Origin of the sequence: Janthinobacterium sp. CG3 (genome assembly GCF_000344615.1) — a bacterium.
Taxonomy (GTDB): domain Bacteria; phylum Pseudomonadota; class Gammaproteobacteria; order Burkholderiales; family Burkholderiaceae_D; genus Janthinobacterium.
Window position 1 is genome coordinate 2,933,919 of record NZ_KB467824.1, and the last position, 23,870, is coordinate 2,957,788.

18 protein-coding genes are annotated in these 23,870 nt (G+C 66.3%); 2 read left to right on the plus strand and 16 right to left on the minus strand.

The window, feature by feature from the left end; genetic code table 11:
• The first annotated feature begins 266 nt into the window (after positions 1 to 266).
• Positions 267 to 2,618 (plus strand): glycosyl hydrolase family 28-related protein, encoded by a 2,352-nt coding sequence (locus JANGC3_RS0112800; protein WP_157406593.1) that lies wholly within the window; start codon positions 267 to 269, stop codon positions 2,616 to 2,618.
• 414 nt (positions 2,619 to 3,032) lie between these two features.
• Positions 3,033 to 5,396 (plus strand): glycosyl hydrolase family 28-related protein, encoded by a 2,364-nt coding sequence (locus tag JANGC3_RS0112805; RefSeq protein WP_081611849.1) that lies wholly within the window; start codon positions 3,033 to 3,035, stop codon positions 5,394 to 5,396.
• Between the two features lie 8 nt (positions 5,397 to 5,404).
• Here JANGC3_RS0112805 and JANGC3_RS0112810 read toward each other — a convergent pair whose 3' ends face one another.
• From JANGC3_RS0112810 to JANGC3_RS0112885, 16 genes are all read right to left on the minus strand, one after another.
• Complete coding sequence (locus tag JANGC3_RS0112810; RefSeq protein WP_017876889.1) at positions 5,405 to 6,622, minus strand: WcaI family glycosyltransferase; 1,218 nt, start codon at positions 6,620 to 6,622, stop codon at positions 5,405 to 5,407.
• 46 nt (positions 6,623 to 6,668) lie between these two features.
• Positions 6,669 to 7,244 (minus strand): putative colanic acid biosynthesis acetyltransferase, encoded by a 576-nt coding sequence (locus tag JANGC3_RS0112815; protein ID WP_017876890.1) that lies wholly within the window; start codon positions 7,242 to 7,244, stop codon positions 6,669 to 6,671.
• Complete coding sequence (locus JANGC3_RS0112820; protein WP_017876891.1) at positions 7,244 to 8,221, minus strand: NAD-dependent epimerase/dehydratase family protein; 978 nt, start codon at positions 8,219 to 8,221, stop codon at positions 7,244 to 7,246. The genes JANGC3_RS0112815 and JANGC3_RS0112820 overlap by 1 nt, the downstream gene beginning before the upstream one ends.
• A 51-nt stretch (positions 8,222 to 8,272) precedes the next feature.
• Positions 8,273 to 9,484, minus strand: a complete 1,212-nt coding sequence (locus JANGC3_RS0112825) for a glycosyltransferase (protein WP_017876892.1) — start codon at positions 9,482 to 9,484, stop codon at positions 8,273 to 8,275.
• 129 nt (positions 9,485 to 9,613) lie between these two features.
• Positions 9,614 to 10,768 (minus strand): glycosyltransferase, encoded by a 1,155-nt coding sequence (locus JANGC3_RS29235; protein ID WP_035787663.1) that lies wholly within the window; start codon positions 10,766 to 10,768, stop codon positions 9,614 to 9,616.
• Positions 10,769 to 11,017: 249 nt separating this feature from the next.
• Positions 11,018 to 12,505, minus strand: coding sequence for a lipopolysaccharide biosynthesis protein (locus JANGC3_RS0112835; protein WP_017876894.1), 1,488 nt, complete (start codon positions 12,503 to 12,505; stop codon positions 11,018 to 11,020).
• Between the two features lie 121 nt (positions 12,506 to 12,626).
• A complete protein-coding gene (locus JANGC3_RS0112840) occupies positions 12,627 to 13,427 on the minus strand; it encodes a hypothetical protein (RefSeq protein ID WP_017876895.1) in 801 nt (266 codons plus the stop codon).
• 84 nt (positions 13,428 to 13,511) lie between these two features.
• Positions 13,512 to 15,065, minus strand: coding sequence for a hypothetical protein (locus JANGC3_RS0112845; RefSeq protein ID WP_017876896.1), 1,554 nt, complete (start codon positions 15,063 to 15,065; stop codon positions 13,512 to 13,514).
• A gap of 90 nt (positions 15,066 to 15,155) precedes the next feature.
• Positions 15,156 to 16,244 carry a CgeB family protein gene (locus JANGC3_RS0112850; RefSeq protein WP_232429700.1) on the minus strand — a complete coding sequence of 363 codons (1,089 nt, stop codon included), beginning with the start codon at positions 16,242 to 16,244 and terminating at the stop codon, positions 15,156 to 15,158.
• On the minus strand, positions 16,241 to 16,942 hold the full coding sequence (epsI, locus tag JANGC3_RS0112855) for an exosortase-associated protein EpsI, B-type (protein ID WP_017876898.1): 702 nt from the start codon (positions 16,940 to 16,942) through the stop codon (positions 16,241 to 16,243). The genes JANGC3_RS0112850 and epsI overlap by 4 nt, the downstream gene beginning before the upstream one ends.
• Positions 16,939 to 17,844 (minus strand): exosortase B, encoded by a 906-nt coding sequence (gene xrtB, locus JANGC3_RS0112860; RefSeq protein WP_017876899.1) that lies wholly within the window; start codon positions 17,842 to 17,844, stop codon positions 16,939 to 16,941. Before xrtB ends, epsI begins: the two co-directional genes overlap by 4 nt.
• A gap of 14 nt (positions 17,845 to 17,858) precedes the next feature.
• Positions 17,859 to 18,731: a chain length determinant protein tyrosine kinase EpsG gene (gene epsG / locus JANGC3_RS0112865; protein ID WP_026132919.1), complete on the minus strand. Its 873-nt coding sequence runs from the start codon at positions 18,729 to 18,731 to the stop codon at positions 17,859 to 17,861.
• Between the two features lie 15 nt (positions 18,732 to 18,746).
• Positions 18,747 to 20,156, minus strand: coding sequence for a chain length determinant protein EpsF (gene epsF / locus JANGC3_RS0112870; RefSeq protein ID WP_017876901.1), 1,410 nt, complete (start codon positions 20,154 to 20,156; stop codon positions 18,747 to 18,749).
• Between the two features lie 67 nt (positions 20,157 to 20,223).
• Entirely contained in the window at positions 20,224 to 21,012 is a 789-nt protein-coding gene (epsE, locus tag JANGC3_RS0112875) for a polysaccharide export protein EpsE (protein WP_026132920.1), read from the minus strand.
• A gap of 54 nt (positions 21,013 to 21,066) precedes the next feature.
• On the minus strand, positions 21,067 to 22,020 hold the full coding sequence (locus JANGC3_RS0112880; protein WP_026132921.1) for an EpsD family peptidyl-prolyl cis-trans isomerase: 954 nt from the start codon (positions 22,018 to 22,020) through the stop codon (positions 21,067 to 21,069).
• A 460-nt stretch (positions 22,021 to 22,480) separates the two neighbouring features.
• Complete coding sequence (locus JANGC3_RS0112885) at positions 22,481 to 23,863, minus strand: undecaprenyl-phosphate glucose phosphotransferase (protein ID WP_017876904.1); 1,383 nt, start codon at positions 23,861 to 23,863, stop codon at positions 22,481 to 22,483.
• Between the last annotated feature and the right edge of the window lie 7 nt (positions 23,864 to 23,870).

Sequence of the window (23,870 nt, forward strand, 5' to 3'; positions counted from 1 at the left end):
GCGCAGAGCGAAAGGTTGCGCAACATCACTTTCGGTCGACTTTTCTGACCTGCCGCACAGGGGCGCGGGCCGCAACGGCGCATGTTCAAGGCAATCGGTTTCCACCTCATTTTAAGTGATCCAACAAAGCCATACGGCGCGCAAGGACTATCGATGGGCCGCCCCCCCCCATCGGCACCGCCATGGCGCGCGACGCCAGCCGCCGATACGAGCTGGGCGCGATTTTTCCGAACTTTACCGAAATACTCTTTCACATAGGCCTGATTATGAAGATTACACCGTTTATATGCTTATCGCTGGCGGCGACGCTACTGGCGGGCGCCGCCGGCAGCGCGCTGGCCGCGCCGCCGTTGCGGGTCAGCGTCACCGTCGAGGAATCGATCGGCCCCTTCCCCAGCTGGGGCAACGTGAAGACCAAGTACGGCGTCGTCGGCGACGGCGTCGCCGACGACACGGCGGCGCTGCAGCGCGCCCTGAACGACATGAACTTGAAAATCGTCAACGCGTACGGCTGGAAAATCGAAAAACCCGGCTCGCCGGCGGTGCTGTACTTCCCGGCCGGCACCTACCGCATCACCAAGACGCTGGTGTCGAAGAACCAGTTCGGCTACGGCCTGGTCGGCGCCGACCCGGCCACCACCAAGATCGTCTGGGACGGCCCGCTCGGCGGCACCATGCTGATCGCCGACGGCGTCTACGGCGGCAAGTTCGCCCGCCTGACCTGGGACGGCAAGAACAGGGCCGGCATCGGCATCGCCCACTGGTGGAACAAGAAAACCCCGCAGTACGGCGCCAGCCCCGAGCACGTCGACGAAGTCTTCGTCGACCTGGGCGTGGGCATCGTCGCCGGCTGCTGCGGCGCCAGCAACACCGCGGCCAGCCATCCCGGCACCGACTGGCTGGCCTCCGACTATGGCAACCTCGATTCCGAGGGCTCGGTGCGGCGCACCAAGTTCATCCGCAACAAGGTGGCCGGCGTCAGCACCGAAAGCGGCAACGCGCTCGACTGGTGGGTGATGGATTCGGAGTTTATCGATTGCTACCGCGGCGTCACCAACGCCCTCGGGGCCGGCAACGTGCATACCTACCGCAACCTGTTCCAGCGCTCGAAGTTCGCCGACGTCCACATCAACTACGTGCAGTGGCACTCGATGCAAGGCAACGTCTCGGTCGGCTCGCGCCGCTTCCTCGAGGCCACGCTGGCCGGCAATAACGGCCGCGCCCTGATCCTGAAGAACAACCGCATCATCAATCCGCTGCATCCGAACCCCATCTACATGGGCAACCTGGGGCCGCTGATCCTGATCGACAACCAGATCCTCAGCCCGGCCGGCGGCACCGGACCGCTGATCCAGCAATTCAACAACGCCGAAGTCCCCGGCAGCGACGTCATTTTACTCGGCAACAAGTTTACCATCGCTAACCACGTGGTCGGCAACAACCCGCTGAACCGCTTCGTCCAGTACGACTCCACCGTGGTGGCGCGCACCGCCATCTCGGAGCTGCTGCCGACGCTGCCGGCGACGGCCAAAAACCTGGCGCGCAAGGTCTTCGAGGTGCCGGTGACCACCAATTCCACCACCCTCGCCAACGACACCGGCTCGGACGCGATCCAGGCCATCATCAACCAGGCCGCCGCCAGCCTCGACGCCAACCCGGTGGTGCACTTCCCGCGCGCCACCTTCACCATCAACAACACGCTGCTAATCCCGGCCGGACGGCGCATCCAGTTGGCCGGCGACGGCATCGCCACCATCCTCAAAGCCGGCCCTAGCCTTGGCACCAAGCCGCTGATCCGCCTGGCCGGCCCGAGCCTGGCCACGCTGCGCGAGCTGCGCCTGTATTCGACCGATTTCACCGCCACCACCTTGCAGATCGACAAGGCCGACCAGCCCGGCGGACGCATCCTGTTCGACGGCACCATGAACGGCGTCACCAACCTCAACAACCTGGCCTCGACGCGCGTCGAGTTCCAGCTCACAACCGGCATCAAGAAACTCAACGCCAACGCCGCCGCCAGCGTGCTGACGGTCGGCTCGGGCGTCATCGGCCCGGTCGCCGTGAACGCCAACAGCAACGTACTGATGCTCGATTCCTGGTACGAGGGCGCCAAGAGCGATCCGATGATCAAGGGCGACTCCGGCACCTTCACCTACCTCGGCGGCCACATCGCCCCGCCCGACATCGACGCCCAGGGGCTCGCGGCCGGCCCGTCCATCATCGTCGACAACTTCAACGGCCAGTTCACCGTCATGGGCCTGTCCTACAACATGAAGAATCCGGGCCAGGGCATCCTGGTGAAGGGCGAGGTGGCCGGCACCAAGGCCCTGTTCGTCGGCGTGTCGGGCAATCCGATTGATTTTTACTACAAGCGCAGCAACAACGCCACCGCCGCCGGCACCGCGGTCGGTTTCGGCTTGATGAAAACCAACCGCACCGTCCAGCAAGGCAACTACGGCGCCACCGACAAGGCGGCGCTGCTGGCCGGCCTGGCCCAGGCGCGCGGCCAGACCTGGGACAGCGTGCCGGCGGTGATACCGGCCGGCGCCACCGACGTGCTGCTGTACCGCATCCGCACCGTCGAATCGGGCGTCGGCACCCTCATCAACGGCCAATAAAAGGGTTCCGGCCCGCGCGGGCCGGATCGAGTAGCACCGCATGCCGGGCCCCGCGCCCGGCATTTTTTCGTCCTCCCCCCGCCGTTTCCCGCCGCCCGGCCGCCCTTGCCGCGCGCGCCGCCAACTATTGCGTCAAGAAAATCACGAAATCCATTATTAGAGTACGCTTTAGGTCTCGCTGGAATTGAGGGGTGCCGTGACGGCGCCGGCCGGAACCGGCCGCGCCCCCCCCCCCCCCGATCAGGCGGCTGCGCTGGCCCATCACCCCCTTACCCCTTTGCCGCGGCGCCAGGCGGCGGCCCCGGCCCGATCCGTTCGGCCCGGGCCGTTGGCGCCGCGGCGCCGGCTGTTCCGGGTGGCGCGGGCGCGTGCCCGCGGGTGTTTTATCGAGTTTATTTTTCCGGGAATTTGAGCATGAAATTCACACCATTTGTCTGCTTGACGCTGGCGTCAACGTGGCTCGCCGGCGCCGCCGGCGCCGCCACCTCCCTCGCCCCCTGGAAGCCACCCCTGGCCGCCAGCATCGCGGTCGAGGAATCGATCGGCCCCTTCCCCAGCTGGGGCAACGTGCAGAGCAAGTACGGCGCCGTCGGCGACGGCATCGCCGACGACACGGCGGCGCTGCAGCGCGCCCTCGACGACATGAACCTGCGGGTGGTCAACAAGCACGGCTCGAAAATCGAGAAGCCCGGATCGCCGGCGGTGCTGTACTTCCCGGCCGGCACCTACCGCATCACCCGCACGCTGGTGTCGAAGAACCAGTTCGGCGCCGGCATGGTCGGCGCCGACCCGGCCAACACCAGGATCGTCTGGGACGGCGTGGCCGGCGGCACCATGCTGATCGCCGACGGCGTCTACGGCGGCAAGTTCGCCCGCCTGACCTGGGACGGCAAGCGCAAAGCAGGCATCGGCGTGGCCCACTGGTGGAACAAGAACACCCCGCAGTACGGCGCCAGCCCCGAGCACGTCGACGAGGTCTTCGTCGACATGGGCGTGGGCATCGTCGCCGGCTGCTGCGGCGCCAGCAACACCAAGGCCAGCCATCCCGGCAGCGACTGGCTGGCCGCCGATTACGGCAACATGGATTCCGAGGGCGCGGTGCGGCGCACCAAGTTCATCCGCAACACGGTGGCCGGCGTCAGCACCGAAAGCGCCAACGCGCTCGACTGGTGGGTGATCGATTCGCATTTCATCGATTGCTACCGCGGCGTCACCAACGCGCTCGGCGCGGGCAATGTGCAAACCTACCGCAACCTGTTCCAGCGCTCGCAGTTCGCCGACGTCCACGTCAACTACGTGCAGTGGCACGCGATGCACGGCAACGTCTCGGTCGGCTCGCGCCGCTTCCTCGAGGCCACGCTGGCCGGCAACAACGGCCGCGCCCTGATCCTGAAGAACAACCGCATCATCGAACCGACCAACCCGACCCCGATCTACATGGGCAACCTGGGGCCGCTGATCATGATCGACAACCAGATCCTCAGCGCCGCCGGCAGCACCGGACCGCTGATCCAGCAATTTAACAATAGCGACGTCCCCGGCAGCGACATGGTATTGGTGGGCAACCAGTTCACCATCCCCAACCACGTCACCGGCAACAACCCGCTGAACCGCTTCCTGCTCTACGACACCACGACGGTGGCGCGCAACATCATCCCGGCGGCGCTGCCGACGCTGCCGGCGACGCCCAGGAACCTGGCGCGCAAGGTCTTCGAGGTGCCGGTGAACACCGACCCGGTGACGCTGTTCAACGTGACCAGCACCGACACGATCCAGGCCGTCATCAACCAGGCCGCCGCCAGCGCCGACCCGAACCCGGTCGTGCACTTTCCGCGCGGCACCTTCACGCTGAACGCCTCCCTGGTGATACCGGCCCGGCGGCGCATCCAACTGGCAGGCGACGGTATCGCCACCATCCTCAAGGCCGGGGTGAACATGGGCGCCAAGCCGCTGCTGCAATTGAACGGGCCCAGCCTGGCGACGGTGCGCGAGATGCGCCTGTACTCGACCGACTACAGCACCACCGCTGTGGCGCTCGACAAGGCCGACCAGTCCGGCGGGCGCATCCTCTTCGACGGCGCCATGAACGGCGTGACCAACATCAACAACCTGGGCGGCACCAGGGTCGAGTTCCAGCTCACCACCAACATCAAGAAACTCAACGCCAACGCCGCCGCCAGCGTGCTGCTGGTCGGCTCGGGCGTCATCGGCCCGGTCGCCATCAACGCCAACAGCAACGTGTTGATGATGGATTCCTGGTACGAGGGCACCAAGAGCGATCCGATGATCAAGGGCGACTCCGGCACCTTCACCTACCTGGGCGGCCACATCGCCCCGCCCGACATCGACGCCCAGGGGTTCACGGCCGGCCCGTCCATCATCGTCGACAACTTCGCCGGCCAGTTCACCGTGATGGGGCTGTCCTACAACATGAAGCATGCGGACCAGGGCATCGTGGTGAAAAACGAGGCGTCCGGCACCAAGGCGCTGTTCGTCGGCGTGTCGGGCAATCCGATTGATTTTTACTACAAGCGCAGCAACAACAACAGCGCCTCCACGGCGGCGGTCGGTTTCTCCATGATGAAAACCAACCGCACCGTCCAGCAAGGCAACTTCGGCGCCACCGACAAGGCGGCGCTGCTGGCCGGCCTGGCGCAGGCGCGCAGCCAGACCTGGGACCGGACCCCGTTGCAGGTGCCGGCGGGCGCCACGGACGTGCTGTTTTACCGGGTCCGGACGGTGGAAACGGCGGTCGGCTACCAGATCAACGGCAAGTAGGGCGGCGCCTAGTCGGCGCCGGCCATCTGCTCGGCGACCCGGCCGAGCACGGCGTCGCGCGCCAGGTTTTCCAGCGCGTAGGCGCGCGCCAGCAGGCCCAGCCGGGCGCGGCCGGAGGCGTCGTCGGCCAGCGCGGCGATCGCCGCAGCCAGCGCGGCGCCGTCCTCCGGCGGCACGATCATGCCGCAGCCCGACACCACCGCAGCGATCTCCGATTCGGCGCGGCAGGTGGCGATCACCGGCCGCCCGCTCGCCAGCATGCCGGTCAGCTTGGACGGCAGCACCAGGTCCTCGGCCTCCGGGCTTTGCGGCAGCAGGTGGATGTCGGCCAGGCCGAGCAGCTCGCCGAGGCGTTCGAACGGCTGCAGCGGCAGCAGACGCAAGTTGGGCAGGCTGGCCCGGGCCGCCTCCAGCTGCGGCTTCATCACGCCGTCGCCGCAGACGACGAAGACGATGTCGGGCCGCGCCAGCAGGCGCTTGGCGGCATCCGGGATGATCATCAAGCCCTGCTTGTTGCTCAGCGTGCCCGAAAACAGCGCCACCACGGCGTCGTCGGCGATGTCCAGCTCGGCGCGGTAGCTGCTCGGTGCGGCCAGCGGGCTGACGTGGGCGATGTCGACCCAGTTCGGAAAAAAGGTCACCGCCTTCGGCGCCACGCCCTTGTTGCGCAACAGCTCGAGCATGCGTCCCGAAATCGACGAGACCCGGTCGAAGCGGCGCAGCATCCAACTCTCGCAGCCGAACACCAGGCGGCGCAACAGCTTGCCTTTCAACAGGCCCATCTGGAAGGCCACGTCGACCTCGAAGTCCTGGATGTGCAACCAGGCCTGGGCGCCGCACAGGCGCGCCGTCAACCAGCCGGCCGGGGCGCAGACGAAGGCCGGCGCCACCGTGAAGACGACGTCCGGGCGCCAGAACGCCTGGCGCAGCATCGACGGCAGCGACGCCGCCGCGAACGTCAGTAGGTGCAGCACGCGCGCCAGGCCGCCGGGGCTGGCCGGCACCCACAGCGGCGCGCGGAATACGCTCACGCCCTGCCATTGTTCGCGCCGGTAGGGCGGCCAGGCGTAGCCCTCGGCCAGCTTCCAGGCCGGGTAGTACGGCGGCGCGGCGACCACCCGCACCTCGTGCCCCTGGGAGGCCAGCCAGCTGGCCATCTCGCCGGAATATTTGCCGATACCGGTCGGTTCGGGCGCGAAGTTCGCGCTATACAGTAGTATTTTCATGGTGTCGCAGTGTGGGGCGGGGGCGCGGCTCGCGGCCGCGCCGCCCTTATTGACCGTCTTGGCAGGGGCGCGGCTTGACCGGGCGGCACGGCGAACCGTGGCAGATCATGCCGGCCGGCATATCGTGGAACACCGAACTGCGCGCGCCGATGACGCTGCCGGCGCCTATCGTCACGCCCGGCGCGACGAACACGTCGTTGGGCAACCAGACCTGCTCTTCCAGTCGGATCGGCTTGGCGCCGATGTCGAAGCTGGCGCGGCCGATGTCGTGCAGGCCGGTGCACAGGTAGACCCGGTGCGCCAGCGCGACGTGGTCGCCGATGTGGATCTCTGCCAGGTTGTAGAGCACGGTGTCGTCGCCGACCCAGACATGGTCGCCGATCTCCAGCTTCCACGGATAGGTGACGCGGGCCGAGGCGCGTATCAGCACGTTCTTGCCGATCTTCGCGCCGAACAGGCGCAGCAACGCGACCCGGAAACGGTAGCAGATCTGCGGCGACCAGGCGAACAGCGTATCCTGCACCACCCACCACAGTTGCACCCACAGCGCGTTGCGCCCGCGAAAGCCCGGCGGCACCGAAAAGCGCGACAGGTCCTGGTAACGCTTACCCGCCGCGCCCATCAGCCGTGCGCCTTGATCCACGCCACCGTGGTGCGGATCGCCTCGCCGTTGGAGAACGGCAGCGGCCCGGTGATCGCCTTCAGGTTGTCGAAATCGTGGATCATTTCGGTGAGGATGTTGTTCAGGCGGAAAGTCGTCAAGGGCGGGTGGGTATACCCGCACTTGGCCAGCGCGTCGCCCAGCAGCGCCGCGCCCGACAGCAGCAGCGGCGGCACCTGGCGCACGGCGGGGCCGTCGAAGGCGGCCGAAATGGCGTTGGCGAAGGTGTTCACCTCGATCGGCTCGTAGTCGCCGATGTAGAACACCTGGCCCTGCACGACGGCGGCGGCGCCGGCCATCAGGGCGCGCAGCTGGAACACCGAGTTGCCGACGTAGCCGAACGACTTGCGCACCACCTTGCCGGCCGGGTGGACGTAGCGGCGGCGCTTGACCTGCTCGAAAAAGGTGCGGTAGGGCACGCCGAACCACGGCCCCCACAGCGAGGTCGGGCGCACCAGCGCCCAGCTGTATTCGGTGATGCCGGCTTCGCGCACCAGCATTTCGCCCTTGACCTTGCTTTCGCCGTAGGGCGTGGTGGGGCAGAAATCGAGCGGCCCGGACGGCGGGTAGCCGATCTTGCAGACCAGCCGGGACGAGCAGAACAGCACCCGCCGCACGCTCGGGCAGGCGCGCGTGGCACGGATCACGTTGGCCACGCCGTCGGTGTTGGCGGCGTAGTCGGCCAGCGTGGCGCCCAGCAGGTCGGTGCGCGCGCCCAGGTGGTAGACGTGGGTCGGCTGGAATTCGCGCAACACCGCCTCCATGGCCGGGTAGTCGAGCAGGTCGACGTTGCGGAACACCGCGCCGTGGGCCGGGTTGGCCGGCGCCTTGGCGTCGACGCTGAGCACGGTGCAACCGTCCTGCAGCAGGCGTTCGACCAGGTTGGTGCCGATGAAGCCGGAGCCCCCGGTGACAAGGTAGCGGTTGGCGTCAGTCATGTGTGTGGTCATATATCAGTGTGCAGTCTGGCAAAAAAAAAGGGTGGAAACTCATTTGGCGGCGCCCGCCAGCGCCGGCGCGGCGGCGCTGGCGGCGGCGTGCGGGCGCGCCAGCACGTCCTGGTAGACCCGCAGGTAGCCGTCGATGGCCAGCTCGGCGCTAAAGCGCGCCGCCCAGTCCAGGCCGAGCGCGACGTCGCGCGCGCGCGCCGCCGGCGCCAGCTCGAGCATCGCCCGCAGCACCGCGCCGCTGTGCGCGGCCCAGGCCGCGACGTCGGCGTCGCCGCGCAGCGGCGGCACATAGTGCGAATGCGGGCCGGCCACCTCGTTCATCGGCGCGTCGTCGGTGGTCAACACCGGGCAGCCGCAAGCCTGCGCCTCCACCAGCGGCCAGCCGAAGCCCTCGGCGTGGCTGGGGAACAGGAACGCCCGCGCGTACGAATAGGCCGCCTGCAGCGTCTCGTTGTCGAAGCCCTGGAAGAACAGCACCTTGCCGCGCGGCGGCACCTCGGCCAGCGCCGCCCGCACCGCCTCGTTCGGCTCGGGGCTCAGGCACCACAGCGGCAGCGGCTCGGCCACCGAGGCGGCGTAACTGGCGTACATGCGGATCATGCCGGCGCGGTTCTTATACCACTGGCCGCCGCCGACGTGGAACAACATGCCGCCGGCTTCGACCGGCAGGCCGCGCGCGCGCAGCAGCGCCGCCGCGTCCTCCCGGCCTTGCCGGGCGAACGGGAAGCTCAGGCCGTTGTACACCACCTCCGAGGTCAGCGGCGCGGCGCCGCCGATCTCGCGCAGGTCGACCTTGCTCTTGGTCGACACCGAGATGAAGTGGCGCGCCTGGCGGAAGCCGCGGCGGATGTAGCGCTGGTACAGCCGGCCGCTCCAGCCGGTCGGGTTTTCCGGGATCAGGCCCAGCGCCGAACGCAGCGCCAGCAGGTCGTGGCAGTGCACCACGTGCGGCCGGTCCTTGACCAGCGGCACCCAGGGGCCCAGCGCCTGGTCGCAAAACACGTACAGCACGTCGTCCGGCTGGCCCTTGAGCGCGGCGGCCACCCAGCGCGGGAAAAAAATGAACTGGTCGATGTAGCCGGCCCACTTCGACAGGCGCCCGCGCGGCACCCAGTGGTAGGCGCGCGGCTGCGGCGACCACATCTCGACCTGGTGGCCGCGCGCGTCGTAGGCCGCCTTGAGCATATTGGCGAAGCGCGGCATGCTCTGCGACGGCAGGAAGCGCGGGTGGCAAAAAAGAATAATCTTCATAGAGCGGGATCGGGGAACCTATAAATATGGCCGACGGCGCCGGCCAGCGCCGGGCCGGCCGGAAACAGTGTCAGACATCAATTTTACTTGATAATCAAAGCACAACGCCGGAACCCGGCGCCAAACGAATCAGGCCGCCGCGCGCCGGAATTCGTCGAGCAGGCTGGTGGTCATCGCCTCCACCGTGTAGCGCCGCTCGAACGTGGCGCGGGCCTGGCGCGCCATGCGCTGGCGCGCGCCGGCGTCCAGGGCCAGCCAGCGCTGCAGCGTGGCGCGGGTGCCGACCACCGTGTCGGGGGCAACGAAGGCGGCGCCGTCGGCGTCGAGCTCGCGCCAGATGTTGACCTTGTCCGAGATCAGCACCGGCAAGCCGCAGGCCAGCGCCTCGGCCACGGCGATGCCGAAGTTCTCCTGGTGCGAGGGCAGCACGAAGGCTTCGCCGGCGTAGAAGGCGCCCCATTTCATGTCGCCCGTGAGCATGCCGGTCCAGGTGACGCGCCCGGCCACGCCCAGCGCCTGCGCCTGCGCCTGCAGGCCGGCCACCAGGCCGCTCTGGTCCGGCCCGGCCATGACCAGGTGCAGCTCGGGCTCGCGCGCGGCCGCCTCGGCGAAGGCGGTCAGCAGCATGTCGCAGCCCTTCTTTTCCTGGATGCGGCTGAGGAACACCAGCAGGCGCTTGCCGCGCAGCTCGGGATAGCGCTCGAAAAACACTTCCTGCAACTGCGCCCGCCCGGTCGGCGCGCTGGCCGCGCCGTAGTTGACGACCCGGCCGTTGGCGCGGTACAACCAGAACGACTGCGGCGCCAGCAGGCGCTCCTCCTCGCAGGTAAACAGCACGGCGGCGGCGTCGCGCAGCACGCGGTAGTCGGACCACGGCCAGGCCAGCCATTTTTTCAGGTGCTTCAAGGGATAGGTGTGCTTGAACCACGGGTCCAGCATGCCGTGGGTAAACACCACATAGGGCACCTTCAGGCGGCGCAGCGCGCGCCAGGCGCCGAAGGAATGGTATTGCCACAAGCCGTTGATGACCACCAGGTCGTATTCGGCGGCGTGGCGCAGCAGCCACGGCGTGAGCCGGGCGCTGTAGCGGTAGTGGCCGGCGGCCGGCCCCAGCGCGTGCGAGGGCAGCGGGAATTGCGCCAGGTAGGGGGCGTCCGGCGGGTCCAGCGTGACCACTTCGATGGTGTGGCCGGCCTGCACCGCGCGCACGCCGTAGTTGCCGACGCCGGTCATCGGGCCGCCGGCCTTGGGGTCGATCGTGGGCAGAATGTGCAATATCCTCACGCGCGCGCCCCCCGCCGGAAGCTCGGACGGGCGCGCCCGGCGCGGCGCGCGCGCGGCGCCGGGAATGGGGAGGGAGAAATCGGCATAGTTATCATCTGTAAAATAATTGATGCGCGCGCCGGAGGTTCCGGCGGCGCGCCATGGTTGTCAAATGGCGGCGCCGGCGGGCGCCGGCGCGATTCATGACTTAATCATAACACGAACGATATTTCATCCGTGCAATCCAAGCGGACGCGGCTCCGCCGCGCCCTAGCCGGCGCGGCGCAGGCCCGGCAGGCGGCGCGCCATCGCCGCCACCTTCTCGAGCGCCGGCGCCGGCAGGCGCCGCACGAACCAGACGCAGCACAGCACGGCGCAGGCGGCCGACAGCGCCGCCGCCGCCGCCGCCGCCGTTGGCCACAGCACCATGGCGCCGATGCCGGCGCCGGCCACGCCGATGGCGGCCGCCGCGATGCGCAACAGTTGCCACGGAAACACCATACCGTTTTCGCGCAGCCAGCGGGCGGCGAAAAACACCGCCAGCACGCTGCCGCCGCATTCGGCCAGCAGCAGCACGGCGCCGGCGCCGACCACGCCGAAGCGCCCGGTCAGCAGGACGATGCCGGCCACCGCCAGCGCGCTGACGGCGATGGAAATATACAGCTGGACGCGCAGCAGGTTATTGCCCTGCAAGACGGCCATCGCCGGCCTGGCGATGGCAAACACCAGCAGGGCGATCGAGAACAGGCCGAACAGGGCCGGGTCGAAGGCGATCTTGCCGCGGGTCCAGATAGCGAACAGCGCCGGCATGACCCATTGGAAGGCGATCAGCACCGGCACCAGCAGCATGACGGAAAAGAACCAGACGAAGCCCATGGTGGCGTCGGTGCGCTCGGCGTCGCGCTCGCGCAGGAAGCGCATAATTTCCGGCATGATCGGATTGGTGATGGTGCCGATGCCCTGCAGCGAGATGTTGCTCATCGTGCGCATGGTGGAAAAGGCGGTCATCGGCGCCACGCCGATGATGGCGCCCAGGAAGATGCGCACGCCCTGCTGGCGCGACAGGTCGAGCACCGTGCTCAGCGAGATGGCCAGCGACTGCCAGGCGCCGCGCCAGCCCAGGCGCCAGTCCGGCGCGACGGGGAACAGGCCGTAGCGGCGGAACATGCTCCACATGTCCAGGTGCAGCGGCAGGTTGACCAGCAGGTTGGCGGCGGCGATGCAGGCGACCGTGCCGAGCAGGCCGGCGCCCAGCGCCACCGCGATGCCCGAGGTCAGCGCCACGCCCAGCGCCAGGATGGTGTTCCACCAGGCCATGCGCGGAAACTGGCCGTAGGGCGCCACCACCCGCCCGGCCATGCCGCCGGCGCTGCTGCTCACCAGCCAGGACAGCGAATACAGCACCAGCGACCACATCGCCTCGCGCAACAGCGCCGGCGGCATGCTACCGTCGGCATCGAAGGCCAGCGCCAGCACGCCCCAGTAGGCCAGCAGCGCCACCAGCAGCAGCTCGAACAGGGAAATTAACAGCACCACCGGCAAGGCCGAATAAAACAGGCGGCGGATCAGCAGCGGCGCGCCGCTGCCGGCCTTGAGGAATTCGAAGCCGACGTAGTTCTGGTAGCCGACGCTGAGGATGGAGGAGATGCCGACGATGGTCTGGACGATCAGCCAGCAGCCGTACTGCTCGACCGTCCAGTGGCTCAGGAAGACCGGCACCAGCAACACCTGGCTGACCACGGTAAGCAGGATTTTCACCCAAGACGCCGCGCTGGCGGACAGGAAACGATGTAAGACACTCATAGGACGGCGGGGACTCGGAGGATGGCGATGGGGGGGCAGCGGGCGCCGGCGGCGGGCGCCGGCGCGGCGGGCCGGCTTAAAAGCCGGCGCGTTTGGTATATTGGGCGATTTCGTCGGCGCTGGCCTGCTGGAAATAGAAGGCGTCGTCGCTGAAATTGATCGGCCGGTCGCGTCCATAACCGAACGGTAGCAGCGCGTAATTCTTCGACATACTCATGATGGCGGTAAACAGTCGCACGCAGGCGCGCCGCACCAGCGCCGGGTTGTCGAAGGAAATGGCCCTGCTGAGGAACTCGGGAAAGTAGGTCGACGCGGCGAACATGAACTTGTGTTCGGGCGCGATCTGCCGGTCGCTGCACTGCATCGCGTGCAGGCCGCGCAGGAACTGGCGGATGCCGCGCTTGTTGGCGGCGAAATAACTGTGCTGGATGATCTGGCCGCCGCGGCCGTGGGCGCCGAACACCAGGTCGTGGCGGCGCAGCGCGTTCTTGGTCCGTTCGACGATCCTGTCGCCGAACACCAGCGCGTCCTGCTCGACGTAGACGAACATGTCGACATCGTTGTGCAGCGCGAACTCGAGCCCCATGATGATCGCCGCCATCGCCCCGCAGTAATGGGTCGCGCCGTTCTGGGCGTGGCCCGGATTGACCAACAATTCAAGACGGCTGAACCTGGTGGCGGTGTGGGCCTGGTCGTCCGGCTTCAGCGGCGAGGCGGAATCGACCACCAGCACGTGCTGCGGTTTGACGAAGGTATCGAGCGAGCGCCACCACAGCGGGCGGAACTCGACGCCGCGGATCGCGTCGTCGCCGAAGGCGATGTAGTTTCTTGCCGCGTTCGATGAATACCAACCAGTTCCGACTAACTCACAAGACATAAACCACCTATTAAAATCGACAGACGCGGAAAAGCGCGCGCCGCGCTGTGGCCGCGCCCTGCGCGCGGCCGGATTGGCGCCGCCTCAGGCCGGGGCGGCGGCGGGTTTGGCGGAATTGCCGGAAAACAGACGCAACAAGCCTTTGGCGACGTAGTACACCAGCAAATAAATCAACACCGTTTGCAGCAGGCCGCGGGTGGCCGTCGTCACCACTTGGTGCAGCGACTCCCCGGTGATGCCGGCGATGAAGTAGCGGAACATATTGATCATGGCCGGCACCGTCAGCACGATTCTGCCGTAGGCGTTCTTGAACGCCAACAAGTCAAGCAGCGCGAACAGGATGATGGCGATGAAAAAATATACCACCGGAAAGAGCACGCCGAACAGGGCCAAGCCTTGGGCGAAGACGGAGCCGGTTTTCCTGCCGCCCAGCGCGTAGCCATTGTTCAAGTACAGCAGGTAGTCGCCCATGGAAAAATTCAAGTCGGCCTTCTTCACCTTCACGCCCATGCCCTTCAACAGCGGCTCGGGCAGGATGCCCCACATGAAGTTGACCGTCATCCGTTCCAGGCTGTCCTCGGAGCGGGCCGACAGGTTGGAGGCGAAAAACAGGGCGTTGTCGTGGAACTTGGTTTCGACGAAGCGCGCGAGCATCGGGTTGGCGATGTAGTTCTCGTCGTAACGGCTGCTGGCGGTGGCCAGTTTGGCGCGCAGGCGGTAGGCCGCGATCAAGGCCGGCTGCTGCATCACCTGGTAGGTTTTACCGATCATCTCCACCGGCGTCATCCGCGCCGCGCCGATCGGGCCGTTGTATTGCCGCGCCACGACCATGGCCGTCGACAGGTAGGACAGCGGCAGCATCAGCGTCGCCAGCACGGCGACGGTGCCGCCCGCCTTGTAGAGATGGGCGCTGGTGATGCCGACCGGGTTGCGCATCAGCCACAGCACCACCACCAGCCCGACCGTGACGATACCGGTGAGCATCAGGCCGCGCGTGTTGGCCGCCACCCCCAGTAGCGCCACCATGATGGCGTACAGCACCAGCCACAAATAGTGCTTGCGCGGGAAGCGGCAATACGCCGCCCCCTCGTCCTGCACATACAGGGGGATCAGGAAGGGCGCGAAAATCAGGAAGCGGAAGCCGACGATGACTTTGCTGCCGGGGTCGCCGTCGACGCCGCCGCCGCCGAAATGGCAGATGAAACCGATGGCGCCGAAAATCCACAGCATGCCCACGCTGGGCAGCGCATAGATGGCAGTGCGCTTGAGCAGCGCGCGCACGCTCGAGCGGTCGCCGAACTGCAGCGCCGGGATGAAGCGGTAGGTCGCGTGCGCGCCCAGGGCCACCAGTTGAAACAGCGCCAGCGTGGCGAAGGTGGTGAACGGCTGGCGCAGCGCGTAGGCGACCGGGGTCCAGGCGGCCGTCTGGATCAGCAAGGCGCCGCACTGGGTCGTCATGCACAGCCCGAACAGCGAGAACGTCGACAGCGGATGGGTACGCCAGGAATCGGTCCAGCGCACATACAGCAGCGTGACCAGCGAGATCCAGGCCAACACGCAGACGCAGGCGATATTGACGGTGTCGATATCGATCAACAGTTGCGCCACCGACGCCGCCAGCACCATCAGTACCAGCAACGAATTAATCGCCGACGAACTAGTTAACACCGCCTTGTTACGCATACTGGTCTACCCGGGTAAATATTGCTTGAATGGCATACAACACTGCTACAGCACGGCCTGGCGCAGGATCTGCGCCAGCACCGACTGGTTCATATGCCCGTTGCGGCGCAGGCGCGCCTGTCCGGCGCGCGCCAACGCCAGGCGCCGCTCCTCGTCGAGCAGGGCGAAGCGGCACATCGCCGCGCATTCGACGGGGTCGTCCCAGAACAGCGCTTCCTGTTTTTCCACATACATGGCCAGGTGTTCCGGGGTGCGCTGGGCGCACAGCAGCGCGCCCAGCGCGGGGATTTCAAGCGAGCGCGTGGTGTGTTCGTCGCGGTTGCCCTTCGACAGCAAACCAAGGTTGACCTTGGCGCACTGGATGGCTTTGGCGTAGTCGTCGCCCTTCACCGCGCCGCCGCGCCAGTACGGCCGCAGCGCGGCCCATTCCGGCGCCTTCTGCCAGTTCGGGCCGCGTATCGCCAGCGGCACGCCGCGGCGCACCAACTCAAGCAGGAAGGGGCCGCGCTCCGGCATCCAGGTGCCCAGGAACAGCACCTCGCAATCCCAGCGCGCATGGTCCTCGGCGCTGAGCGGGCGCGGCGCGTGGGACACCTCGTCGGCCGACATGAACACGCGCAGCACGGCGCGGGCGCCGCGCGCCTCGGCCTCGGCCACGTTGTGGGCGCGCATCACGACGCTGAGGTCGTAATGCGCCAGGCTCTGGCGATAGGCGCTGAAGCGGCGGCCGTCGCGCGGCCCCAGAGGATCGTCGATGTTGTAGTTGATAACGCGCGCGGCGTACCGGCGCAGGGCCGCCACGACCTTCGGCGTCACCCAGACGCCGCCGTCGACGTAGCACAAGTCGAAGCGCGCGCCGTCCAAGGTGCGCGCCAGCGCGCCGCGCAGCATGCCGCTGAACAGGCCGCCGCCCAGCCGCCACGTCAGGCGGTCGACCCAGACCGATCGCGGCAACAGGGCGCGCGGATCGACGTGCGTGACTTGGTGGCCGAGGCGGCGCAAGGCGTCGGCGCGGTCCTGACAGGTGCCGCTTGCCGGTCCCAGGTAAAGGATGGACAACTTGGCCGCGCCGGCGCCGGCGTCGATGGCCTCGGCTGGTATCGCCGTCATGTCCATGATATCAATATTGCTCAATGTTTATCTTGCGCCGCGTCGACGGAACCGATGAGCCGGACCCTGTCCTTGGCGCCGAGTACGCCCAGCAAGTCGTTGACAAACCGGTCTTGTTGGCGAAACGCCTCGGCGTCGTCTTGATTGATGGTCGACACGCGCACCAGCATGCCATCGGGGATCTTGCCGGTCAGCATATAGCGGAATTTCTGGATTTTTTGCTCCAGGCCGTCTTTAACCGCCCGGTCGCCCACCGTCATCCAGTAGGAAATCGGTTCGTGGCGGCCGTCGGTGGCGGCGATCAGCCGGGTCAGGGCAAAACTGCCGAACGGCGAAGCCATCTTGTCGCGCCTGATATTGCTGATCTCGAAGCCCTGGGCGCCGTAACACTGGTCCGGCCTGTGCATCTCCAGGCTGCCGGTCTGGTCGCCGCCGTAGGCCATCGACAGCATCACCCGCTGCCCCTGGGGGTTGATGTAGGTGCGCGACAGCGTTTGGTTATAAATCGCGTCCAGACGGCGCTGCAGTTCCGGATCGACTTGCACCGGCATGATAGAACTGTCGATTTTCCATTCGCCGAAAGCGGCCGGGATCATGCTTGCGAGATCGATGCGGTCATGCAGGTCCACCACTTTTTGGGTCGGGCTCAAGACGTGGGTGGCCAGCGCCGACGACACCATCAGCGCCCCCAGCACCAGGCTCAAGGTTATTTTCTTCATCATGCTGCGTTCCCCGAACGATGTGGCGGCGCCGCCTTGCGGCCGCCGAAGTTGACAATGAACTGCAACAGCGTGTCCACCCCGAGGATCAGGGTCAGCGCGCTCAGGAACAGCACCATGCCGGCGAAGCCGTGCAAGAAGCCCTGCCCGGCGGCGTCGCCCAGGTAATAGGTCACCAGGGTCAGCACGCACACCCGTATCACGTTCGCGGTAAACGAAATGGGAACGATCAGCAGCGCCAGCGCAATGTTGCGGAAGGCCGAGGTGTGGCGCACCACGTTCAAATAAAACAGGCCCAGCGCTTCCAGCGTCAGCAGCGTCTGCAAGCCGGCGCAGGCGTCGGCGACGAGCAACTGGTACTGGCCGATCTGCAACGTCACGCCGGAGCGGGCGACCGGATAGTCGAACAGGAACAGCAGGTGTTCGGCGACATACGACACCGCCTGCTTCATCGGCAGCGTCACGGCCGCCACCAGCGGCCCCGGCAAGGGAATCATGAAGAGCATGAAGAAAAATGGAAACCATTGCAACTTCAAGCCGTCCACCCCGTACTTCAGCAGCAAGATCGCCGCCATCAGCAAAATGAAGGAGCCGATTTCCAGCGGCGCGATTTTGATGGCCCGGCCGACGACGTAAAACAACAGCGCCGCCGCCAGCACCGGCCAGCCCCAGCCGCAGTGCCGCGGCGCGGCGCTTTTCGCGCGCATTTCGCTCCAGCGCCGCGCCAGCAGCCACAGCGACAAGGCCAGGATGATTGGTCCGTGGGCCTGCTCTTCCTTGGCCCACAAGCCCGTCATCAAGTCATACAGCGTCGGCACGAACAGCACCAGCATGCCGAAGAGGATCGCGCCCCACTCCGGCAGCGAGGCTTGGAACTGGCGCAATTTGGGTGAAATGGTGGTCATCACGGTCAATCCGATTAAAAGTCGACCATGACGGAGCCGACGATTTCGGCGCCGCTCTGGCGCAGTTGCTCCTGCATGGCGTGGACGTCGGCGACCACGGTTTTGTCCTTGCGCGCCACGACGAACACGCCGCCGGCGCGCGCCGCCACCGCGTACATGTCGGAGGCGGTGACGGCGGCCGGCACGTCGTAGAGCACGACGTCGTAGCGCGAGGCGAACTGGGTGTTGAGGGCGCCGAACGATTCACGGCTCAGCAATTCCTGCGGATTCGGCGGCAACGTACCGGCCGGCAACACCGACAGGTCGACGAAGGAGGCGATCCTGGCGACGGCGTCGAGCTCGGCGCGTCCGGCCAGCAGGTCCGACAGGCCCTGCGCGCCCTTCAAGTCGAAGATCGCGTGCTGGCCGGGCTTGCGCAAATTGGCGTCGACCAGCAGGGTCTGCTCGCCCAACTGGGAAAACACCACGGCCAGGTTGGCGGCGAACATGCTGGCGCCGTCGCCGGGGTTCATGCCGACGATCGCCAAGGCCTTGTGGCCGCGGGCGAACCAGCGCAGCATCAACTGGCTGCGGATGGCGCGCAGGGTTTCCACCTGCGGGCTGAACGGTTCGTAGGCGGCCACCAGTTGTTTCGAGTAGCCGGCCTCGCCGTGCTGCAGATAAGGGTAGTCGAACTGGCGCGCCAGCACCTGCTGGATGTCGGCCTCGGTAATCAGGCCCAGGCGCACCGCCGCCTCGCCGAAGCGGATGCCCAATTCCTTTTGCATGCGCAAGACGCGCTCGGCGCTTTCGGGCGTGATTTTACCGGACTCGAGCAGAAGAGCGCCGATGCTCGATTCGCCCCGGCGCGCGCTGGCGGTGGCGGTGGCAATTGCTGGATGATTCATGGTCTGTTCCATCGATTATTTCAGTTTCAAACGGCGCGGCAAGAACATGTCCGCCGCGCGGCCGCGGCCGCTCCGGGAGGCGTTCCAGTCGATCGCGCCGAACACTGGAATTTGCAACATATCGTACAAATCGGTTTCCGAACGCACGCGCCGGTTCATACGCTCGGCCAACATGCCGACCGCCACCCCCAACAGCGCGCCCAGGAACACCGCCAGCAGCGTGTTGATGACCACCCGCGGTCCGGCCGTCTCGGTCGGCGCCACCGCGGGGTTGAGCACGGCGATGTCGGACTGTTCGGCGTGGCCTTCGATCTTGGTTTGCGAAAAACGCTGCGAGGCGGCGTCGAAGGCGCGCTGGGCCCCTTCGACGTCCTTGTTGAGCACGTTCATTTCGTCGCGGGTGCGGTTCAGCTCGAGGACCTTGTTCTTCTGCGCCAACAAGGCCGCGCGCACCGACTCGGTACGCTGCTGCAAGATCTGGGCGTTGTTGCCGACGCTATTGGAAATCAGCTTGATCTGCTCGTTGAACTGCGAGCGCAGCTTGTCGAGTTCCGCCTTGGCGCTCTGGTATTGCGGATGGTTCTTCTCGAGCCGCTGCGAGACGTCGGCGAAGTGCGCCTCGGCCGCGCCCAGCGCCAGTTTCAGGCTCTGGATCAGCGGGTTCGAGGCGACGTCCGGCGATTCGGCCGAGGAGCCGCCCTGCGCCATGCGCTGGCGTGAGCTGGCCTCCATCAACTGCCCTTCGGCCAGCACCAGTTGCCCGGACAGGTCGTTGAGGCGGTTCGACTCGACGTCGAGGCGGTTGTCGATGCTGACAATGCCCTTATCCTGCTGATATTTCGAGAGCCGGCTCTGGGCCGCCTCGACGCTGTCGCGCAGCAGCTTGGTCTGCTCGTCGAAGAAGCCGGAGGCCTTGCGCAGCGGATCGGTGCGCAACTGGATGCTGATCTGCTGGTATTGGTTGGCGAAGGAGTTGGCGACCAGGGCGGTAAACGCCGGGTCGGCGCCCTTGAAGCTGATGTCGATCACGCTGCTCTCGCGCGAAGGCGCGATGTCGAGTTTTTTCAGCAGCAGGTCGGCGAGCCAGTCGCGCACCGTGCCGCGGCCCTGGGTGGCTTCGTTGAACTGGGCGATCACGGCCGGGTCGGTGGCCAGCTTGAGTTCGTCGACGACGCGCAGGGCGACGTTCTTGCTGCTGATGATGTCGATCTGCGTGGCCATATAGCCCGGCAGCAGTTGCCCCGGCATGGTCAGGCCGGTCAACGGGTCGACGCCCTTGTAGTTCAGCAGTATCGAGGTGGTGGCCTTGTAGCTCTTCGGCAGCATCAGGTTCACCGCCAGCGTCAGCACGACGATGCCGAACATGACGCTCAGGATGATCCACTTGCGCGCGCGCAAAATGAGCAGGAATTGGGAGAAATTCATAAACGGTCTTTCATATCACGACTGAGGGAGGCCGGCTCGCGCCGGCCGTGTAGCAAGGAGATCGGCCTCAGAACCAGCTTTCCTTGACGTACACCACATCGTCGACCTGCACCATGTCGTCGTGCTTGGCGTCGAGGATGCGCAACACGCCGCCGGCGTCGCGGCGCTTGATGCGGATGCTACGCTCGGTACCGCGGGCGGTCAGGCCGCCGCCGGCCGACAAGGCCTGCAGCACCGTCATGCTGCGCTCGAGGCGCAAGGGGCCGGGGCGCTGCACTTCGCCGTAGATGTAGAAGCGGGGCGCGCGCTCGACGTAGATGACATCGTTGCTGATGACGTCCATGTCGCGGTTCAGGTCGCCGCTGCGCACCATTTCAATGATGTCGACGACTTCCTTGGTGGTCTTGCCGTCGCGCTTGCGGATCAGGCTGAGCGTGTCGCCGCCTTCGCCGGAAATGCCGCCGGCCAGCGCCAGCAGGTCCAGCACGCTGCGCCGGCCGTCGATCGGATAGCGGCCCGGGCGGTTAACCTGGCCCAGCACCGACACCTGCTGGCTTTGCAGCACGGTGACGATGATGTTAACCTGGGCGCGGCGCAGGAAGCCGCCCGTCTCGAGGGCGGCGCCGACCTTCTTCTCGGCGGCCGGCACCGACAGCCCGGCCAGCGGCACCTGGCCCAGCAGCGGGAAGGTGATGGTGCCCGCTTCGCTGACGCGGGTTTCGGTGGCCAGGTCGGGATTGCCGTAGACGGTCAGTTTGAGCACATCGCCGGCGCCGATCAGCACGTCGGCCGCGACCGCGTTGCCCAGGGTAAAAGCACACAGCGCGGACGCTATCCAAAGTACGAGTCGTTTCATGATGGGCTCAATCCTGTCAGTAATGTGTGAATATCAATAAAAAACGCCGGGGCTTCACTTCAAGCCGGCCACGCCGCGGGCGTTGCTGTCGGCCGCCGGGGCGGCCGGCTTGGCGGCCGCAGCGGCCGGCGCCGGCGCCGCTTCGCCCTTGTTGAAGTACTCGATCTTGGCGGCGGCGCGCAGGCGCGCCAGTTCGGCGTCGGCCGCTTCCTTGTTGCGCTTGTTGAACAGGAACTGTTCGATCTGGCCCTTGGCCACTTCCAGCGTCACCGGCGCGTCCTTGATCTCGGCGATCGAGATTAACATGCTGCGCTCGCCCTCCTTGATGATGAACAACTGCCCCTTCGGCATCGCCAGCAGTTTGCCGCTCAGCTCCGGGGCCAGGTCGGCGCTGGTGCGCGAGAGCTGGGTGCGGGTGAACTTGACCTTGTGCGCGTCGAGCCAGGCCGCCACTTCCTCTAGCGACTTGGCGGCGTCCATCGCCGCCTTCAGCTCGTCGTTCACGTCGGCGCTACCGACGATCAGCTCGCGCATGTCGAATTGCTTGCGCTGGCTGAAAAAGCCCGGGTTCTTGTTGAAATAATCCTCGACTTCGGCGGCGGCCGGCTTGGCCACGTTGCCGACCCGCTTCTGCATATAGGCCTGGGCGACGATCAGCGCCTTGGCCCTTTCTATCGCCTGCATCACTTTCGGGTCGCGGTCGGTTTTATCCTTGGCCGCCTCGCTTTGCAGCAACTGGCGGTCGATCAGCGCCTCGAGCAACTGCTTGCTGGCGGTGGCCTGCTGCGCCGGCTGCGCGCCGGAGCGCTGCAACTCCTCGTTCAACTGCAGAATCGTCACCTCTTCGCCGTTGACGCTGGCCAGGGCCTGGCCCGGCTTCTTCGCCTTTTCGCCGCCGCACGCGCTCAACCCGGCCGCCACGAGCACCACCAAGCCCGCGCACGCCAGGCGCACCGGCGCGTTTTTCTTGGAATTCCTGATCAAAGCTGCAAGGTCGAAATGGTTCAAAATAGTTCCTTCATGATTCACGTTAAGTACGCGGCGCTTCGCCGCCGCGCCCCGATGGCCAAACCGCCGCCCGCGCCGCGGCTGGGCGACAAGGGCGAGGCGGGATCCTGCGCGTGGCGAGTATGCAACCCGCCCCGCATGCCTGTCAACATTATAAAGAATGACAAGTCAGATTACATTAGAACAACCTTAAACGGCTTGACAAAAAACCGCCACGCCCCCTTGCGCGGGCGCAAAAAGCGGGCCGGCGCGGAGCGGCGGAGCGGCGGAGCGGCATCATAAACCAACGCGCCCCGAAGCGCCCGTTCTGTAGAGAACGACAGGCGGGCGGGAACACAGGCCGGCGACCGGGGGCGGCGGCGGCGTCCGCCCCCGCTCCCCGCCCCCAGCATGACTTATTTTAGCCCGGATTATCAAGCCGAGCAGTTTTTTAGTTATTATTTTGCCATGAAGCAATATTCTAGTGCGCGTTGTCACGCTTCAACACCACTTTGACGGTGCGCACGATGATGCGGATGTCCAGCCACAGCGACCAGTTGCGCAGGTAGTCGAGGTCGTATTCGACGCGCGCCTCCATCTTGTCGAGCGTTTCGGTTTCGCCGCGCAGGCCGTTGACCTGGGCCCAGCCGGTGATGCCGGGCTTGACCTTGTGGCGCAGCATGTAACCCTTGATCAGCTTGCGGTATTGCTCGTTGTGCGCCACCGCGTGTGGGCGCGGCCCGACAATGCTCATGCGCCCCTGCAGCACGTTGATAAACTGCGGCAATTCGTCGAGCGAGCTGCGCCGCAGGAAGGCGCCGATGCGCGTGACGCGCTGGTCGTTCTTGGTTGCCTGCACCACCTTGGCGCCGTCCTCGGCCACCGTCATCGAGCGGAACTTGTAGACGATGATTTCCTCGCCGTACAGGCCGTAGCGGCGCTGGCGGAAAATCACCGGGCCGCTGGAGGTCGCCTTGACCGCGATGGCGATCACCAGCATGACCGGCAGCAGCATGACCTGGATCAAGCCGCCCAGGATGATGTCGCTGCCGCGCTTGATCATGCTGTTAAAGCCGGTAAACGGCGACTCGCAAATGGCGATGACGGGCATGCCGCCGACGTTGTCGAAGCGCGCCTGCATCAGGTCGAAGACGTAGATGTCGGGCAGGAAATACACCGACGCGGTGGTGTCCTGCAGTTCGTCGAGCAGCTTGCGGATGCGCGGCTGGGCCGAGATCGGCTGGCTGATAAAGATCATCTTGATGCTGTGCTCGCGCACGTAGGAGGCGATGTCGGCCATCCGCCCCAGCATCGGTTCGCGCATCTCGGCCGGCCAGCGGTCGTCGGTGCGGTCGTCGAAAAAGCCGCGCACGGCCATGAACAGGTTGGGGTTGCGGCCGATGGTGGCGGCGAACTTCAGGCTGGCGTCGTTGGCGCCGATGATCACCACCGAGCGCATTTCGCTGTCGTGGGCCGGGTCCGCGCCGAGCTTGCGCGCGGCCAGGTGGCTCAGCAGCAGCGCGAACGGCGTCGCCGCGAACCAGGTCAGCACCACCGTGTCGTCGTAGTGGTAGGACAGGCCGCTGGCCGAGCCGAGGAACACCAGGATCACGGCGGTGATGGCCCAGCCGATGAAGATGTCGCAGGCGTAGGCCAGCATGCGCCCGCTGCGCCAGGCGCGGTACGGGTCGACCCGCTGGTAGACCGACGAGGAAACGAAGAACGCCAGTATCATCAGCACCAGCGAATAGCCGGTGAAGGGTTCGGCGAACACCAGCGAGAACAGGTACAGCGTCCCCATGATGATGATCGGATCGAGGATGCGCTGGAAAAACGAAATTAAGGGGATATCATTGACCGTCATGTTTTGC

Excerpts from the sequence above, each read along its gene's own strand:
- JANGC3_RS0112840 (WP_017876895.1), bottom strand. The coding sequence starts at position 13,427 with ATGTCTTGTGAGTTAGTCGGAACTGGTTGGTATTCATCGAACGCGGCA.
- JANGC3_RS0112885 (WP_017876904.1), bottom strand. The coding sequence starts at position 23,863 with ATGACGGTCAATGATATCCCCTTAATTTCGTTTTTCCAGCGCATCCTC.
- JANGC3_RS0112820 (WP_017876891.1), bottom strand. The coding sequence starts at position 8,221 with ATGACTGACGCCAACCGCTACCTTGTCACCGGGGGCTCCGGCTTCATC.
- epsI (WP_017876898.1), bottom strand. The coding sequence starts at position 16,942 with ATGATGAAGAAAATAACCTTGAGCCTGGTGCTGGGGGCGCTGATGGTG.
- JANGC3_RS0112815 (WP_017876890.1), bottom strand. The coding sequence starts at position 7,244 with ATGGGCGCGGCGGGTAAGCGTTACCAGGACCTGTCGCGCTTTTCGGTG.
- epsE (WP_026132920.1), bottom strand. The coding sequence starts at position 21,012 with ATGAAACGACTCGTACTTTGGATAGCGTCCGCGCTGTGTGCTTTTACC.
- JANGC3_RS0112800 (WP_157406593.1), top strand. The coding sequence starts at position 267 with ATGAAGATTACACCGTTTATATGCTTATCGCTGGCGGCGACGCTACTG.
- epsF (WP_017876901.1), bottom strand. The coding sequence starts at position 20,156 with ATGAATTTCTCCCAATTCCTGCTCATTTTGCGCGCGCGCAAGTGGATC.
- xrtB (WP_017876899.1), bottom strand. The coding sequence starts at position 17,844 with ATGACCACCATTTCACCCAAATTGCGCCAGTTCCAAGCCTCGCTGCCG.
- JANGC3_RS0112825 (WP_017876892.1), bottom strand. The coding sequence starts at position 9,484 with ATGAAGATTATTCTTTTTTGCCACCCGCGCTTCCTGCCGTCGCAGAGC.
- epsG (WP_026132919.1), bottom strand. The coding sequence starts at position 18,731 with ATGAATCATCCAGCAATTGCCACCGCCACCGCCAGCGCGCGCCGGGGC.
- JANGC3_RS0112805 (WP_081611849.1), top strand. The coding sequence starts at position 3,033 with ATGAAATTCACACCATTTGTCTGCTTGACGCTGGCGTCAACGTGGCTC.
- JANGC3_RS0112810 (WP_017876889.1), bottom strand. The coding sequence starts at position 6,622 with ATGAAAATACTACTGTATAGCGCGAACTTCGCGCCCGAACCGACCGGT.